This is a genomic window from Dyadobacter sp., assembly GCF_051859145.1.
In the GTDB taxonomy this organism is placed as follows: Bacteria; Bacteroidota; Bacteroidia; order Cytophagales; family Spirosomataceae; genus Dyadobacter.
In genome coordinates this window covers 1-16,345 of sequence record NZ_JBHYGF010000024.1, presented here as the reverse complement: position 1 = coordinate 16,345, position 16,345 = coordinate 1, and the positions used below count along the sequence as shown (strand labels likewise).

At 47.2% G+C, this 16,345-nt stretch carries 12 protein-coding genes; 9 read left to right on the top strand and 3 right to left on the bottom strand.

Annotated features, from left to right (window positions below):
• Positions 1-85 (bottom strand): hypothetical protein (locus ACTIE6_RS02210; RefSeq protein WP_439555094.1); only part of this gene is annotated, 85 nt, incomplete at its 3' end.
• 360 nt (positions 86-445) lie between these two features.
• Between ACTIE6_RS02210 and ACTIE6_RS02205 the strand changes: the two genes are divergently transcribed.
• The 4 genes from ACTIE6_RS02205 to ACTIE6_RS02190 all read left to right on the top strand — a co-directional run bounded on the left by ACTIE6_RS02205 (position 446) and on the right by ACTIE6_RS02190 (position 6,876).
• Positions 446-868, top strand: coding sequence for a hypothetical protein (locus ACTIE6_RS02205; protein ID WP_439555074.1), 423 nt, complete (start codon positions 446-448; stop codon positions 866-868).
• A 162-nt stretch (positions 869-1,030) separates the two neighbouring features.
• Positions 1,031-2,179 carry an efflux RND transporter periplasmic adaptor subunit gene (locus tag ACTIE6_RS02200; RefSeq protein WP_439555073.1) on the top strand — a complete coding sequence of 383 codons (1,149 nt, stop codon included), beginning with the start codon at positions 1,031-1,033 and terminating at the stop codon, positions 2,177-2,179.
• Between the two features lie 30 nt (positions 2,180-2,209).
• Positions 2,210-5,365: an efflux RND transporter permease subunit gene (locus ACTIE6_RS02195; RefSeq protein ID WP_439555072.1), complete on the top strand. Its 3,156-nt coding sequence runs from the start codon at positions 2,210-2,212 to the stop codon at positions 5,363-5,365.
• Between the two features lie 65 nt (positions 5,366-5,430).
• On the top strand, positions 5,431-6,876 hold the full coding sequence (locus ACTIE6_RS02190) for an efflux transporter outer membrane subunit (RefSeq protein ID WP_439555071.1): 1,446 nt from the start codon (positions 5,431-5,433) through the stop codon (positions 6,874-6,876).
• A gap of 80 nt (positions 6,877-6,956) precedes the next feature.
• Here the strand turns inward: ACTIE6_RS02190 and ileS are convergent, their stop codons facing one another.
• Entirely contained in the window at positions 6,957-10,388 is a 3,432-nt protein-coding gene (ileS, locus tag ACTIE6_RS02185) for an isoleucine--tRNA ligase (protein ID WP_439555070.1), read from the bottom strand.
• Positions 10,389-10,566: 178 nt separating this feature from the next.
• On the opposite strand from ileS, the gene ACTIE6_RS02180 reads away from it, so the two are divergent.
• On the top strand, positions 10,567-11,733 hold the full coding sequence (locus tag ACTIE6_RS02180; RefSeq protein ID WP_439555069.1) for a PepSY-associated TM helix domain-containing protein: 1,167 nt from the start codon (positions 10,567-10,569) through the stop codon (positions 11,731-11,733).
• Position 11,734: 1 nt separating this feature from the next.
• Here the strand turns inward: ACTIE6_RS02180 and ACTIE6_RS02175 are convergent, their stop codons facing one another.
• Positions 11,735-12,550 (bottom strand): glycoside hydrolase family 16 protein, encoded by an 816-nt coding sequence (locus ACTIE6_RS02175; RefSeq protein ID WP_439555068.1) that lies wholly within the window; start codon positions 12,548-12,550, stop codon positions 11,735-11,737.
• A gap of 141 nt (positions 12,551-12,691) precedes the next feature.
• Here ACTIE6_RS02175 and ACTIE6_RS02170 point away from each other — a divergent pair, with 141 nt between their 5' ends.
• The 4 genes from ACTIE6_RS02170 to tnpA are packed head-to-tail and all read left to right on the top strand — an operon-like array spanning position 12,692 to position 16,239.
• Positions 12,692-13,705, top strand: a complete 1,014-nt coding sequence (locus ACTIE6_RS02170) for a bile acid:sodium symporter family protein (protein ID WP_439555067.1) — start codon at positions 12,692-12,694, stop codon at positions 13,703-13,705.
• 11 nt (positions 13,706-13,716) lie between these two features.
• The gene (locus ACTIE6_RS02165) at positions 13,717-14,346 is read left to right on the top strand and encodes a DUF4230 domain-containing protein (protein WP_439555066.1); all 630 of its coding nucleotides are present in this window, start codon (positions 13,717-13,719) and stop codon (positions 14,344-14,346) included.
• A gap of 24 nt (positions 14,347-14,370) precedes the next feature.
• Positions 14,371-15,747 carry a glutamine synthetase family protein gene (locus tag ACTIE6_RS02160; RefSeq protein ID WP_439555065.1) on the top strand — a complete coding sequence of 459 codons (1,377 nt, stop codon included), beginning with the start codon at positions 14,371-14,373 and terminating at the stop codon, positions 15,745-15,747.
• A 30-nt stretch (positions 15,748-15,777) separates the two neighbouring features.
• Positions 15,778-16,239, top strand: coding sequence for an IS200/IS605 family transposase (gene tnpA / locus ACTIE6_RS02155; protein ID WP_439555064.1), 462 nt, complete (start codon positions 15,778-15,780; stop codon positions 16,237-16,239).
• Positions 16,240-16,345 lie beyond the last annotated feature (106 nt).

Here is a 16,345-nt window from a genome sequence, read left to right as displayed (position 1 = left end):
GATTAAGTGCATAGCCCGTCACAAATTTCATAACCGCATCATTGTTGCTGAGCAGGTAGTACTTTTCACTGTCCGCAGCAGTCATTTTAGTCAGTACAAAACGCCCGATCCTGATTGGCCTCACATCCATAGAATAGCATAACTTTCAATATCCGGGCACATTTGCGCAGACTTGTTCAGGTACTTTTCACCCTCAATTAAGAAATTTTGTGGAATCATGAAAAGTTGATGAAAATTTTGGAGAAAACCAGTTTTAGCATACTTTTTATTCTAAAACAAACTTGTTAACACTCATTAACAACGCTTAAAATTTGGTTTGTACATTTGAATTGTTATATTTGGCCTACTGGGTACCTATATTAACATTCCGTATTCATTGTTCCAATTAATCTTGAATTCATTATAAAAGTATGAATTTTTCAATGTACTGATCACAATCAGCATCATGATAAAAAGAGCTTTTGTATTGTTTTTCTGCCTTGCGCACTTGCTCGTTTCACCTGTACTGGCGGAACAGTCGGGCTCGGTGTGCAAACTGGAACTTGGTACCAGCAACTTCTCCATCCATACTGTTTTATCTGCCGAAGAGGACGATAATTTTGTCATTGAGGATGATACTTTGCCCAAGAATCAGGCAATTGTCAGAGCCGATGAGTTTGAATGGAAAGAGAGTTTAACAGACCTGTTGCGCCACCGGCATTCTTCTTACCGGTTCATCACAATCGTCGCTCAGCAGACTACGCTCGAATATCACATTACCCAGATTTCCAAGGTTGTCCGGGAGTCTGTTGCATTACCTTCTATTGCTAAAGGTACCCTTGTGCTACCTGGCTACTACGGTTTTCTTCACCGTCTCTGCCCTTTCTGACGTCCCTTTTCAGCTCCCTATAATTTCCGTTTGATACACAACGGACAGGATCACCGCGTGGCTATTGGCCGCCCGGTCCTGTGATCATTTACTATGTGCCCGATCGGGCGCCTGGCTATTTCTATTCACCCCAACCACATTACCACCATTTCAACTACTCTCATGAAAAATTTAAAATGGCCGCTTTTCCTGTTTATCAGCGCATTTGCATTTGGCTGTGCATCGAAAAGTGAAACCACTTCCGGAACAAGCGACAGCATTCGTACCATTCCGGTAACTGAGCTGAAACCACAGAAAACAGACCTGCACCGCGAATACGTCGGTGATATACACGCAGTCAGAAACGTTGAAATATACGCACGCGTAAAGGGATACCTGGAAGAAGTATATGTTGACGAAGGCAAGGAAGTGAGAAAAGGACAGGTACTTTTCCGCATCAACAATGAAGAATATGAAGCCCAACTGGCCAAGGCAAAAGCAAATCTGCAGAGCGCGATAGCAGAAGCAAAAGGCGCCGAGCTGGAAATGAAGCGGGTGAAGGTATTGGTAGATAAAAACGTAGTTGCAAAATCAGAAATGGAAGTGGCAGAAGCCAAGCTGGCTGCTGCACATGCCCGGATTGAAGAGGCGCGTTCTGAAAAATCCAATGCATCCATCCAGCTCGCAAGAACCCAGATCAAAGCACCTTTTGACGGAATTATCGACAGGATACCACATAAGATGGGCAGTCTGATCGACGAAGGAACACTCTTGACCACACTGTCTGACACGAAGGCTGTTTTCGCTTATTTCAATGTATCTGAAAACGAATACCTCGAATATGTGCGTGCAAGAGGCGCAACCAACAAAGGCGCGATCGTTGAACTTGAACTGGCTGACGGATCTTTCTTCAAACACAAAGGGACCATTGAAACAATGGAAGGTGCGTTTGACGAAGGTACCGGCTCCATCGCATTCCGTGCGCGGTTTTCAAATCCCGATAAATTGTTGAAACACGGTTCGACAGGTACCATCAGGCTCACCAACACGGTTGAGAATGCGATCCTGATCCCGCAGAAAGCGGCATTTGAAATTCAGGACAAGAACTTTGTGTATGTTCTGGGCAAAGACAATAAAATCAAAACGAGAAGCTTCGTGCCTAAATCAAGGCTATCGGGTTACTATGTTGTAAAGTCAGGACTGGAATCAGGTGAAACGATCGTGTGCGAAGGACTTCAGGGATTGAAGGACGGCGCGACGATCAATCCGAAAACCATTACAATGGACAGCCTCAAAACCGGGGCCAGCAAAATCGAGCTTACAGCCCGGTAGGATCTATTTGTTTCACCTGAACTAACAATCATGTTTCAAAAATTCATAGAGAGACCAGTGCTGTCACTGGTTATCTCCATTTTTATAACCCTTCTCGGGCTTTTAGCATTTACAAGCCTCCCTGTTTCGCAGTTCCCGGACATTGTGCCGCCTTCTGTGGTAGTTACCGCAACTTATACCGGCGCGAACTCCGAGGTTTGCGTGGATGCAGTGGCAGTACCCCTCGAAAGGGCGATCAACGGTGTGCCTGGCATGACTTACATGACCAGCGTATCCGGTAACGACGGTGTAACCACCATTACGATTTCATTTAACGTGGGCGTAGATCCCGACCTCGCTGCTGTAAACGTTCAGAACCGGGTACAAACCGTTATTGACGAGCTTCCTGAAGAAGTAATCAAGGCAGGTGTTACTACGGAGAAAGAGGTGAACAGTATGCTGATGTACCTGGACATTATGAGTTCAGATACCTCCATTGCGGAAGATTTTGTGTACAACTTTGCCGATATTAACATTCTTAAAGAGCTGAAAAGGATCGACGGTGTCGGCCGGGCCCAGATTATGGGTAGCAAGGATTATTCGATGCGCGTGTGGCTTAAACCCGATCGGATGAACAGCTACAATGTGTCCGCCGATGAAGTGGTTCAGGCAATCCGCGACCAGAACGTAGTTGCCGCTCCCGGGAAAACGGGTGTGGCGTCGGGTCGTGAGCAGCAGGTTTTACAGTATGTTTTAAAATATACCGGAAAACTTTTCGAACCTGAGCAATACGAGAATATTGTGCTGAGGTCAAATCCTGATGGTTCCATGCTGAAATTGAAGGATGTGGCCGACATTGAATTTGGTACGCTGGAATATGATATGGCCTCCAAATCCAATGGGAAACCGTCCGCTTCGATTATGATCAAGCAGCGTCCCGGCTCCAATGCGCAGGAAGTAATTCAGAACATCAAGGATAAGGTTGCTGAGCTGAAAACGACCACTTTCCCTCCTGGAATGGACTACTTCGTCTCGTACGACGTTTCGCGTTTCCTCGACGCTTCTATCCACGAGGTTGTACGTACGCTGATTGAGGCATTTATCCTCGTAATTATCATCGTATACCTGTTTTTGCAGGATTTCAGATCGACCATCATTCCTGCTTTGGCAGTACCGGTGGCACTCGTAGGTACATTCGCTTTCATGCAGCTGTTCGGTTTCTCGATCAACCTGCTGACTTTATTTGCATTAGTACTGGCAATCGGTATTGTGGTAGATAATGCGATTGTCGTCGTCGAGGCCGTGCATGCAAAAATGGCTGAAAAGCACCTGGATGCGCGTGAAGCGACGATTGAATCTATGAAAGAAATGAGCGGGGCGATCATTGCGATTACATTGGTAATGTCCGCAGTGTTTGTTCCTGTTGCATTTATGTCAGGTCCTGTCGGTATATTCTACCGCCAGTTTTCCATTACGCTCGCTATTTCCATTGTGATCTCGGGTATCAACGCTTTGACACTTACCCCGGCGCTTTGTGCATTGATGCTGAAAAACACGCATGGTCAGCCTTCCAAAAACACGCTCCTGGACCGCTTTTTCCGTGGTTTCAACAATGGTTATACTGGTATTTCGAACAAGTACCGTAACCTGCTTTCGGTGATTGTTGGCAGAAGAATGATCACGATCGGGCTGTTGCTTGCATTCTGCATTGGTACCTATGGAATTAACACTATACTGCCAACCGGCTTTATCCCGACAGAGGATCAGGGTGTAATCAATGTGAATGTAACTACACCGGTTGCGGCCACTGTGGAGCGTACCGAGGCTGTTCTGGATGAAATTCAAAAGGTAGCGCAGTCGCTCGAACCAGTGGAATCTGTCTCCTCATTATCAGGATACAGTTTGATCACGGAGTCAGCCGGTTCGTCGTACGGAATGGCGATGATCAACCTGAAACCCTGGGACCAGCGTACCGCTTCCGTTCAGGAGGTTATTGCACAAATGGAGCAGAAAACGAAGCATATCACGGATGCCGACATTCAGTTTTTCCCACCGCCGACTGTTCCGGGTTTTGGTAATTCAAGTGGTTTTGAGCTGCGCGTACAAGATCGTACGGGAAGCGACGATCTTCAAAAAACGGCTGAGATAACCAACCAGTTTGTGAAGGATTTAATGGCCGCGCCCGAAATAGCCAGTGCATTCAGTAGCTTCGACGCCAGTTTCCCGCAATATATGATCCACGTAGATGCAGATATTGCCTCTAAAAAGGGCGTTTCGGTAGATATGGCGATGAGCACGCTGCAAACACTAATCGGTAGTTTGTACGCATCCAACTTCATTCGTTTTGGTCAGATGTATAAGGTAATGGTGCAAGCCGACCCGAGTTTCCGGCGCAGCCCCGAGGATATTTTGAAATTATATGTCAAAAATAACCGGGGCGAAATGGTACCGTTCTCGACATTTATCCGCCTGGAAAGGGTTTACGGACCTGAACTCCTGACGCGCTATAATATGTACACCTCGGCGATGATCAACGGAGATGCAGCGCCGGGATATAGTAGTGGTGACGCGATCAAGGCCGTGGAAAGGGTAGCTGCCACGAGTTTGCCAAAAGGATTTACATACGATTGGTCGGGTATGACGCGGGAAGAAATCCTGTCAGGTAACCAGGCAATTTACATTTTCGGTATCTGTCTGATCTTCGTTTACCTGCTGCTGGCGGCTCAGTATGAAAGCTTTTTGCTTCCATTGCCGGTAATTCTCTCGCTACCTACCGGCGTATTCGGTGCGTTCCTCGCATTGAAATTAATGGGACTGGAAAACAACATTTACGCACAGGTTTCGCTCGTCATGCTGATCGGATTGTTGGGTAAAAATGCGATCCTGATCGTGGAATACGCCATTATCAGGCAAAAAGAAGGCCGCTCGGTAATCGACGCGGTGCTTGAAGGCGCCACCGAAAGGCTTCGTCCCATCCTGATGACTTCATTTGCATTCGTGGCCGGTTTGATCCCGCTCGTAGTGGCATCAGGTGCAGGCGCAATCGGAAACCGTTCGATTGGTACTGCGGCGGCAGGTGGTATGCTCATCGGTACGGTGTTCGGGGTGATTATTATTCCCGGATTGTACGTACTCTTTGCAAGTATGATCAGGCCGAGCAAGCCGAAAAAGATCGTGGCTACGCACGAAGAGCCGGTTTTAGACTAGTTGAAATCAATTCAGGCAGCCGGACGAGCGCCGGCTGCCTTCTCATATATCCTACCAAAATATTGATGAAAACCTTCCAAAGGCAACATTCATTGCTGCTGATCGTCAGCACACTTCTGATACTATCCGGCTGCAAGCTCACCAAACCCGTAGAGCAGGCAGCCAGGATCAGCACGCCGCAAAACTTCGCCGACCAGACGGATTCTACCGGCATCGCGGCTATTCAATGGAAATCATTTTTCAAAGACCAGCACCTGATTGCATTAATCGATACGGCATTACAGGATAACCTGGATCTGCAAATGGCAGCCCAGCGCATTGAAATGGTACGTACTAATATACTGATCGCGCAAGGCGCATTGCTTCCTGCTGTATCTGCCGAGGTTTCCGGCGGCGGGCGGAAGTTTGGCGATTATACCATGGACGGAGTTGGTAATTACGATACCAATTTTTCTGAAAACATAGATGCTGACCGGAAAATCCCATTGCCTTTTCTGCCCGACTACTTTGTAGGGTTACGGAGTTCGTGGGAAATCGATATCTGGGGAAAATTGCGCGCTCAAAAGAAAGCGGCTTACCACAGGCTACTTTCCACCGAAAAAGCCCGCCAAGCTATTGTTACTGGCTTAATAGCCCAGATCGCGAGCTCTTATTATGAGCTGGTTGCGCTGGATACGGAGCTAGATATTATCCGTAAAAATATCAACCTGCAACAAACCGCGGTGGAAACGGTGAAGATCCAGAAAGAAGCCGGCCGCGCCAATGAGCTTGGTGTGCGCCAATTGACAGCACAGCTTTTAAATACCCAAAGTCTGGAATTCGACGTGCAACAACAGATCATACAGGCAGAAAATAACCTCAACCTGCTGCTCGGTCGCTTTCCACAACCGATTGTGCGCGGAACTACATTGGAGCAGGTTTTTCCTGAAACTGTCAGCGCAGGCATTCCCGCCACGATGTTGAGAAGAAGGCCGGATATCCAGCAGGCGCAACTCGACCTGCTCGCCAACTATTCTGATCAGCAGGCAGCTCAACTGGCATTTCTGCCCTCGCTGAACATTACTGCCATGCTGGGTTATAGTGCATTCAAGAGCAACTTGCTGTTCTCACCCGGTTCGCTGGCGTACACTGCATTGGGCGGATTGGCTGCTCCGCTGGTTAACAGAAAAGCATTGAAAGCCGGACAAAGAAGGGCAGAAGCTGCCAGCCGGGAAGCTTTACTGGCTTATAATAAATCGGTGCTGACAGGTTTTCAGGAAGTAAGTACCAGCTTGAAGAAAATAGAAAACACGCGCAAAATCAGCGATTTGAAAAGGCAGGAAGTAGAGGTACTGCAACAATCCATTGCTACCTCAAAAGACCTATTCCAGACCGGATATGCATCTTACCTGGAAGTAATTACTGCGCAAAGAAGTGCGCTGGAAGCTGAATTAAACCTTACCAATGTTCAAAAAGAGCAGTTTCTGGCATTGATCGAGCTGTATCGCTCACTAGGCGGCGGCTGGGAATAGTTGTAAAAAAAAAGTAAGGCTATCGGTGCTGCCACTGATAGCCTTACTTTTTTAATATTTGAACAGATTAATTACCGAATTTAGGAAGCCACTTCGATCTTCACTTTCAGCAAAAATTCATCCATTTCAATCTCGGTTGCTGCTCCATTCAGATCAGTAACCAGGTTTAAATCCAGCGCTTGTACTTCCTGGCAAATGTATTCCTTGTTTGCACTTACTGCGCTGGCGAGCAGGGTATCGTTGTTTTGCAAAGTAATGCGAATCTTGTCAGTAACCTCAAAGCCGCTGTCTTTGCGCAGGTTCTGAACCCGGTTTACGAAGTCGCGGGCGATACCTTCGAGGCGGAGTTCATCGGTAACTGTAATATCCAATGCAACTGTGAGGCCGCCTTCACTCGCTACCAGCCAGCCCGGAACATCTTCCGCGATAATCTCTACGTCGGTCAATGCGATATCCAGCGGGCCACTTGCACCTTGCAAAGTAATGTTCGAGTTGCTTTCGATTGTTTTGATTTCAGCTTCGTTCATCGCTGAAATAGCAGCGGCTACTTCCTTCATTTTCGGACCAAATTTCGGTCCGAGCGTTTTGAAGTTAGGTTTGATCTTTTTCTTCAAAATGCCGCTGTCATCGTGCACGAACTCGATCGTTTTCACATTCACCTCCGTGAGGATAATGCCCGAAACCTGCTCGATCTGACGTTTTGTATTTTCACTCAAAACCGGGATCAGGATTTTCGAAAGCGGCTGACGTACTTTCAGTTTGTATCCCTTCCGGATCGAATGCACCAGCGAGCTGATCCGCTGCGCCAGCTCCATCGATTCTTCCAGATCTGCGTCCACATATTCAGCTTCGATATTCGGCCAGTAAGTCAGGTGCACGGAATCGTATTTATAAGCAGAATCGTGCTGTACTGCCAGATCCCGGTCTCCGTCCGTCAGGTTTTTGTACAACCATTCTCCAAAGAATGGTGCAATGGGCGACATTAACTGCGCGACAGTTACCAGGCAGTGCTGCAAAGTTTCGTAAGCAGCCAGTTTGTCGTCTGTCAGCCCGGTACCTTGTTCCTGTGAGGGGTTCCAGAAGCGGCGGCGGTTCAGGCGGATATACCAGTTGGAAAGCTGATCTGTCACAAAATCCTGTACAAGGCGGCCCGCTTTTGTCGGGTTGTAATCATCAAACTGCTCGCCAACCTCTTTGATCAATGTATTCAGTTTGGATAAAATCCAGCGGTCGAGCTCGGTTCTTTTTTCAATCGGAACCGAGTTTGCTTCATGAAATTCGTATCCGTCGAGGTTCGCGTACAATGCGAAGAAATTGTAGGTATTAACAAGTGTACCAAAAAACTTCCGCTGTACTTCTCCGATCCCGACAATGTTGAATTTCAGGTTATCCCAGGGTTCTGCATTGGTGATCATGTACCAGCGCGTCGCGTCAGGGCCGTATTGCGCCAGCGTCGAGAATGGATCAACTGCGTTTCCGAGGCGCTTGGACATTTTGTTTCCATTTTTATCCAAAACCAAACCCGTCGACACTACATTCTTGAATGCAACTGAATCGAATAGCATTCCGGCAATCGCGTGGAGCGTAAAGAACCAGCCGCGTGTCTGGTCCACACCTTCCGAAATAAAATCGGCAGGGTAGCTTTTGTCAAATATTTCCTGGTTTTCAAATGGATAATGCCACTGTGCATAAGGCATTGCGCCTGAATCAAACCAAACGTCGATCAGGTCCGGCTCGCGGTGCATCACGTGACCTTGTTTCGAAACAAGTACGACATTGTCCACGTAAGGTCTGTGCAAATCTGCCTCGCCGTTTTCCAGTTTTAGCAAATATTCCGAGTTATGCCAGGCTTGTTCTTTCGTCAAATGGCCGGAGATAGCTGCTTCTTCCAGCAGGTCTTTCAACTCTGCTATCGAACCTACACACACTTCGTCTCCGTAATCGTTTCGCCAAATCGGCAGGGGAGTACCCCAGTAGCGAGAGCGCGACAGGTTCCAGTCTACCAGGTTTTCGAGCCAGTTGCCAAAGCGGCCGGTTCCGGTGCTTTCCGGTTTCCAGTTGATGGTTTTATTCAATTCAACCAGCCTGTCTTTCACCGCAGTAGTGCGGATAAACCAGCTGTCGAGCGGGTAGTAGAGCACGGGTTTGTCGGTCCGCCAGCAATGCGGGTAGGGGTGCTCATACTTCTCTACTTTGAAAGCTTTTCCTTCTTCTTTCAGCTTGATCGCGATCATAACGTCCGTAGCCCTGAATTCAGGATCGTCCTGTTCTTCCTGCGAATAATATTCTGGTTTTACAAAGCGGCCTGCGTAGTCGGTGATTTCTTTTACAAAACGCCCGGTGCGGTCAACGATAGGCACTTCTTTGCCATTTTCATCTTTGACCATAATCGCAGGAATTCCATTTGCCTGCGCAACCCGGAAATCGTCTGCACCGAAAGTAGGCGAAGTATGCACCACCCCGGTACCGTCTTCGGTTGTTACAAAATCCCCGAGGATCACGCGGAATGCAGGAGTCGCCGGCTGAATGTAAGGTAGTAGCTGTTCGTATTCGACACCTTCCAGGTCTTTGCCTTTGAATTCTTTCAATACCCGCCACGGAAGCAGCTTTTTATCACTGGCTGCATAACCTTCGAAATCTCCGTTCTGGCCTTTTTCACTAAAATATTTACCCAACAGATCTTTGGCCAAAACAACAGTCACCGGCGCGTGGGTGTAAGGATTGTAAGTTTCAACCAGTACATAGTTGATATTTGCACCAACTGTCAATGCAGAGTTGGCGGGCAAAGTCCAGGGTGTGGTAGTCCAGGCCAGTATGCGGATATCCTGGTCTGCTGATTCAGCGAATACCGGCCATTTACCTGCCTCCTTCACCTTAAACATCGCCACGATCGTGGAATCCTTTACATCTTTATAGGTACCCGGCATATTCAGCTCGTGCGACGAAAGGCCGGTTCCGGCTGCGGGCGAGTAAGGCTGGATGGTGTAGCCTTTGTAAAGCAAACCTTTGTCGTACAGCTTTTTGAGCAGGTTCCAGAGGCTTTCGATATACTCGCTTTTATAGGTAATATAAGGATCTTCCAGATCTACCCAGTAGCCCATTTTTTCAGTCAGATCATTCCATTGATCTGTGAATTTCATGACCGTCTGGCGGCATCTTTCATTGTATTCTTCAACCGAAATAGTTTTTCCGATATCTTCTTTGGTGATTCCAAGCTCTTTTTCGACCTGCAATTCAACAGGAAGTCCGTGGGTATCCCAGCCGCCTTTGCGTTTCACCTGGAATCCCTGCAATGTTTTATACCGGCAAAAAATATCCTTGATCGCCCGCGCCATGACGTGGTGAATGCCCGGCGTTCCATTTGCCGAAGGCGGACCTTCGAAAAAGGTAAAAGTGGGTGCGCCTTCGCGGGTTGTTACAGAGGCTTCGAAGATCTCCCGGTCTTTCCAGAATTTCAGTACTTCGTCCCCGATTTGCGGATAACTCAGATTTTTATATTCGCTGTATTTCATAAAAGCTGTTAGCGTCAGGCAGTAGCCCCGATTGTTCAAGTAAATGGCACTATTATAACCCTGTCCGGATTTTAAGAGTGCAAAATTACGATATTTTTTCTGCTTAAAGGATGCTGCATTTGGAATGAAGGTTTACCTTCGTATCTTGAATCAGTCTAATTAAGATATCGCAGCTTCAATGAAAAAACTGTTAGGCAAACTTCACCTCTACCTGGGACTTGTTTCGGGAGTGCTTGTTTTCGTAATCTCGGTTACGGGTTGCATTCTCGCATTCGAGCAGGAAATCAAGAGTTTTACACAACCTTACATGTTTATCGACTCGCCAAAGGAGGGTAAGTTGCTCTCGCCCTCGGTATTGGCGGCTGAGGCTGAAAAGCATCTTCCGGGCAAAAAGACCAACGGAGTGCTCTACGATGTTCCGGGCAGGAATGCGCAGGTAGGCTTCTACAACCTTGATCCTGAATACTATTATGTCGTTTATCTCAATCCATATACCGGAAAAGTAGCCAAAGTCTGGAATGAAGACGGCGACTTTTTCCACTTTATACTGCACGGGCATTATTATCTGTGGTTGCCGGAGAAAATCGGTCAGCCTGTCGTCGCTTCGGCTACTTTGGTCTTTTTTGTGATGATGATTACCGGTTTGGTTTTGTGGTGGCCGAAAAACAAGGCGGCTTCAAAGCAGCGGTTTTCTATTAAATGGAATGCAGCCTGGCGACGGAAAAACTATGATCTGCATAATGTGCTGGGTTTTTACATTATGTCAATCGGCGTAATCCTGTCTTTAACGGGACTGGTGTGGGGCTTTGAGTGGTTTTCACAGGGAGTTTACACCGCTACGGGCGGAAAAGGTTCGGCGATATATTATAATCCTGCATCAGATACGACGGTAGTTCCGGCCGTCGGAGCGCCGGTGCAGGCTGTGGACCAGGCCTGGAACAAGCTGCAAAAACAATATCCCAAATATGCCAGTCTCAATATCTCCATTCCGCACCTCAGGTCAGAGTCGATCTTTTCCTATGTGAATTTCCGCGAGGGTACCTATTACAATGTCGATTACCACTATTTCGACCAGCATACCCTGAAAGAAATCAAGGCAACAGGGCCTTATTCAGGTAATTACAAAGATGCCAACTTCGGGGAAACGCTGCGCCGGATGAATTACGATATCCACGTAGGCGCTATTCTCGGTCTGCCTGGCAAAATCCTGGTGTTCTTCGCAAGCCTGATCTGCGCGTCGCTGCCGGTTACCGGGTTCCTGATCTGGTGGGGCAGAAGAAATAAGGCTCCGAAACCTGTGAAACGGAGCCTGAAAAAGGTTAAGCCCGATCTGGTAAGCAGGTAATTTACTTCTGCTGATAAACCCGCACGTAGTCGATTTCGTATCTCGCAGGGAATTCCGTCCCGGCCGGATCGCCTCCATTGTCACCACCGATCGCCATTCCGACCAGAATGTAGTGCGGCTGATGAAAGGGCGCAACCTGCTTGTTTTTCAGGTTCATCTTCGGATCGGTATCCTGTGAAGCCAGCAGGATATCGTCAACATACAGCTTGATCGATTTTTCATCCCAGTCCATTCGCCAGGTGTGGAATTTGTCTGACCAATCCGGATCATTGAATTCTTTAATCGGCTTTTTAACAGAATTCCAAACCGGCTTGTACCTTTCCTTGGAGCCCCAGGCAATGTTGGCGAGCAGCATACCCCGGTAATATTCCATAATATCGATCTCTCCATTGTCCGGCCACTCTCCGGTATTTCCCAAAGTCCAGAATGCCGGCCACAAGCCTGCTCTTGTATCAATTTTGGCCCGCATTTCAAACCTTCCATACTGAAAGCTTTGCTTTCCCCGCGTGATCAGACTGGCGGAGGTATATTCAGAAATTTCGCGGCCTTCGTTCCATTTCTTGCTTCCTGCCTTGTAAGCCGGATTTCTCACCTGTTCTTTTTTAGCCTCAATGATCAGATAACCGCCTTTGCAATACGCATTCTGAGCCTGGTAAAATTGCAGCTCGTGGTTTCTTACAAAACCTTCTTCCGCTTTCCAGTTTTTATCATCAGGCGCGCCTTCACTGTCAAATTCATCGGCCCAGACCAGTTTCCATTGGGCAAAACCAGGTGCGGTTAACAAAAGCAAAATGGTGCTGAGAAGTATATTTTTCATATTTAGATCGAGTTTGGAACCACTATTGCTGGTGTGAGCGTAAATCTAATAAGCAGAAGCGGGATTTTGATTAATCAACTTTTATCCTTCTTTTGCTGGCTGCGCAGGAAGTCCCGCGAGAGCCGGAATGAAAATTTGATTATGAGTAAAATACTTGAAACAGCTAAAAAGGCCGGATTAGATGGTTTCATGCTCGCATTGCTCAGCATGATATTCCTTGCCTGGCTCTGGCCGGCACCGGGGATGAAAGATAGTCCGGTACCACTTTCGGATATTTCAACGTACGCAGTTTCCATTATTTTCTTCTTTTACGGACTCAGGTTAAGTCCCGAAAAGCTGAGGGAGGGATTGACAAACTGGCGGCTGCATTTCATGGTGCATGTATCGACTTTTGTGCTCTTTCCATTGGTTGCACTGGCCTGTCGCCCGTTGTTCGTGAGTGACGAGGATCGCACGCTCTGGCTGGGTATCTTCTTTCTTACTTCCCTGCCTTCGACCGTTTCGTCCTCTGTGGTGATGGTTTCCATTGCGCGGGGAAACATCCCGGCGGCCATTTTCAATGCAAGTATTTCAAGTCTGATCGGTGTTTTTATAACGCCGCTATGGATGGGAATGGTGATGGACACCGGCCCCGGACATTTTGATTTGCTTTCGGTAGTAGGAAAGCTCGCATTGCAAGTATTATTACCGGTATTTGCGGGTATCCTGCTTAACAAACGTTGGGGACATTTTGCCGAAAAGAACAAAAAATACATTCGTTATTTCGACCAGTCTTCTATTTTACTGATCGTGTACACTTCATTTTGTGAATCTTTCGGAGAACACCTGTTTAGTTCGCTTGGATTGAAAGAAATCGTATTTTTAGGAATAGGAATGCTGGCACTATTTTTCGCGATCTATTTCCTGCTGACATTCATCAGTAGTCTGCTTAGGTTTAACCGGGAAGACAAGGTTACTGCTGTTTTTTGCGGGTCAAAAAAGTCGCTGGTGCAAGGTGCGGTAATGTCCAAAGTGTTGTTTGCAGGTCCTCAGGCTGGTATTATGCTGCTGCCGATCATGATCTATCATGCATTGCAGCTGATCGCCGCCAGTATCATCGCCCAAAAAATGGCGAAAGCAGCTGAGGATCAGGACAGGTTAGAAGTTTTGAGATAAAACAGAATTCAATGCGATTGTTATCCTGGGTAGTGCGTTTGTTGGTTTTGGTCCTCCTGATAGCCGGGATTCAATCAATATGGTCCAATTTCCGCTCCGGCAATGGGGTACCAAACTGGTTCGGGTTTGGATTGGAAAACAAGACTGAGACCACGCACACGCTCGTTTTGCAGGAGATCAGCGCGATGGGCAAGCTGGAACTGGTGAAGTATAACTTCAAAGATGTGGTGGAACGGGAGGTTGTCAAAACGTTTCTTCCAAATGCAAAAGCCGTTTTGATTGTACAGGGAGAAGCAATTGGTTGCGTGGACCTGACGCAGGTGGAGATCGCGGATATATCTTCCGAAGACGAAACCCTGGTTGTTAATATGCCTGAACCTGAACTTTGTGTATTCAAGATTGATCATAGTAAGTCTAAAATCTACAATACCGAATTTGCATTCAGTGAAGAAGGGAAGCTGGTGGAAGAAGCATATAAGGATGCCGAAAAGCAGATCCTGAAATCGGCGCAGGATATGGGCATTTTGGAACAAACCAAAGAAAACGCCCGCAAGATACTGACCCCGGTTCTTGAAAAGGCTTCGGGTAAAAAGGTGGTATTGAAATTCCCGATGAGTGTTAAGATTGATAAACTGCGCTAACTGATTCGCTTTAAACCTTTTTTAATGGAAAAACGAGGATTTCTTACGACAGAAGAACTGAGGAAGAAGGTTGGTGAAGAGGTTATTGAAACAATTATAGTAGGTTTTACAGACCACTACGGCCGCTTGTTAGGAAAGCGTGTGGACGCAGAGTACTTCGTGGATTCAATGTTGGAAGACGGTACCCACGCCTGCAACTACCTGCTCACCACAGATGTGACCATGGAACCTGTGCCAGGTTATGAATATGCCAATTGGGAGCTCGGCTACGGCGATTTCCACCTCGTACCCGATTTTAACACCCTGCGCATTGCCGACTGGCTTGAAAAAACGGCCCTGGTAATTTGTGATGTGTACAATGATAAGTCCCACATTCCTGAAAGCATCGCACCCAGATCCATTCTCAGAAAGCAGCTTGACCAGCTGGCTGCCGATCAAATGTATTGTTTTGCAGCTTCTGAACTTGAATATTACCTTTTAGAAAACTCCTATAAACAGGCTTTTCAACAAAATTATCAGAACCTTTCGCCGGCCGGATATTACCTGGAAGATTATCACATTTTACAGGGAACGAGGAATGAGAAATTTACTTCGGTTGTAAGAAGGCATTTAAAAAACTCCGGGATACCGGTTGAAACATCAAAAGGAGAGTGGGGGCTCGGCCAGCACGAGCTGAATGTGCAATACTCGGATGTGCTTTCGATGGCAGATAACCACGTGGTTTACAAGCAATGCATGAAAGAAGTGGCTGATGCAATGGGACTTTCGGTTACGTTTATGGCCAAGTTCGCGACAGACCAGGAGGGATCCAGCAGCCACATTCACATGAGTTTATGGCAAAATGGCGAAAATGCATTTGCGGGAGATCAGGAGTTTGGACCGGTAAAAGGATCGGATCTGTTCCGTTGGTTTTTGGGCGGCTGGATCAGGCACGTACCCGACGTAATGCCATTTTACGCACCGACAGTTAACTCTTACAAACGTTTTGTAGACGGATCCTGGGCGCCCACGCGTCTGGCTTGGAGCTATGATAACCGGACAGCCGGGTTCAGAGTAGTAGGCGGCGGCAAAAGTCTGCGCATCGAATGCCGCATTCCCGGCGCAGACTGCAACCCATATCTTGCATTCGCAGCTTCCCTCGCCTCGGGCCTGGCCGGGATTAAAAACAAGATCGAGCCACCCGAATGTTTCGAAGGCGACATTTACGCCGCAGCACATTTACCGAGGGTACCCTATACTTTGGCAGAAGCAGTGAACATGTTTGAGCACAGTGAATTTGCCAAAAATGCCTTCGGGAGCGAAGTAGTACAGCACTACACCCATTTCTTCCGAACGGAACAAAGAGCTTACGATACTTCGGTCACAGACTGGGAAAGAAAGCGTTATTTTGAGCAGATATAGAAGTTTGAAGATTTAACACACACTTAATTAATGGCAGATACTTTTTCGCAGATTTACCTGCAATTTGTTTTTGGCGTCAAAAGCAGACAAAGCCTGATCCCGAAAGAACATAAGGAAGAGCTACATAAGTACCTGACGAGGTTGGTTGAGAATCGTAAAGCCAAAATGCTTGCGGTGAATTGTATGCCTGATCACGTACATATTTTCGTCGGTTTTAAACCGGTACTTTCAATCTCCGACTTTGTGAAAGAGATTAAAGTTGAGAGCAACGAGTTTATCAATGCACAAAGCTGGATGAAGTCCAGGTTCGCCTGGCAGGAAGGTTTCGGCGTGTTTTCGTACTCGCATTCACATATTCATTCGGTAGTGAGTTATATAATGAATCAGGAAGAACACCATCGAAAGAAGACGTTTCAGGAGGAGTATAGAAGTTTTTTAGAGAAATTTCAGATCCCGCATAAGAGTGAGTATTTGTTCGAGTTTTTTGAATAGCCGCAGAGCGGCATTCCCGTTTATAGAGGGATTAGATAGAGGTTCTAGCCCCAGCGGGGCTCCCTGTTTATAGAAAGGGAATAGAGTGGGGTTCTAGCCCCAGCGG

Bases quoted from the DNA above. Each gene is read 5' to 3' on its own strand.
- ACTIE6_RS02200 (WP_439555073.1), top strand. From the start codon at position 1,031: ATGAAAAATTTAAAATGGCCGCTTTTCCTGTTTATCAGCGCATTTGCA.
- ACTIE6_RS02175 (WP_439555068.1), bottom strand. From the start codon at position 12,550: ATGAAAAATATACTTCTCAGCACCATTTTGCTTTTGTTAACCGCACCT.
- ACTIE6_RS02190 (WP_439555071.1), top strand. From the start codon at position 5,431: ATGAAAACCTTCCAAAGGCAACATTCATTGCTGCTGATCGTCAGCACA.
- ileS (WP_439555070.1), bottom strand. From the start codon at position 10,388: ATGAAATACAGCGAATATAAAAATCTGAGTTATCCGCAAATCGGGGAC.
- ACTIE6_RS02165 (WP_439555066.1), top strand. From the start codon at position 13,717: ATGCGATTGTTATCCTGGGTAGTGCGTTTGTTGGTTTTGGTCCTCCTG.
- ACTIE6_RS02160 (WP_439555065.1), top strand. From the start codon at position 14,371: ATGGAAAAACGAGGATTTCTTACGACAGAAGAACTGAGGAAGAAGGTT.
- ACTIE6_RS02170 (WP_439555067.1), top strand. From the start codon at position 12,692: ATGAGTAAAATACTTGAAACAGCTAAAAAGGCCGGATTAGATGGTTTC.
- ACTIE6_RS02205 (WP_439555074.1), top strand. From the start codon at position 446: ATGATAAAAAGAGCTTTTGTATTGTTTTTCTGCCTTGCGCACTTGCTC.
- tnpA (WP_439555064.1), top strand. From the start codon at position 15,778: ATGGCAGATACTTTTTCGCAGATTTACCTGCAATTTGTTTTTGGCGTC.
- ACTIE6_RS02195 (WP_439555072.1), top strand. From the start codon at position 2,210: ATGTTTCAAAAATTCATAGAGAGACCAGTGCTGTCACTGGTTATCTCC.
- ACTIE6_RS02180 (WP_439555069.1), top strand. From the start codon at position 10,567: ATGAAAAAACTGTTAGGCAAACTTCACCTCTACCTGGGACTTGTTTCG.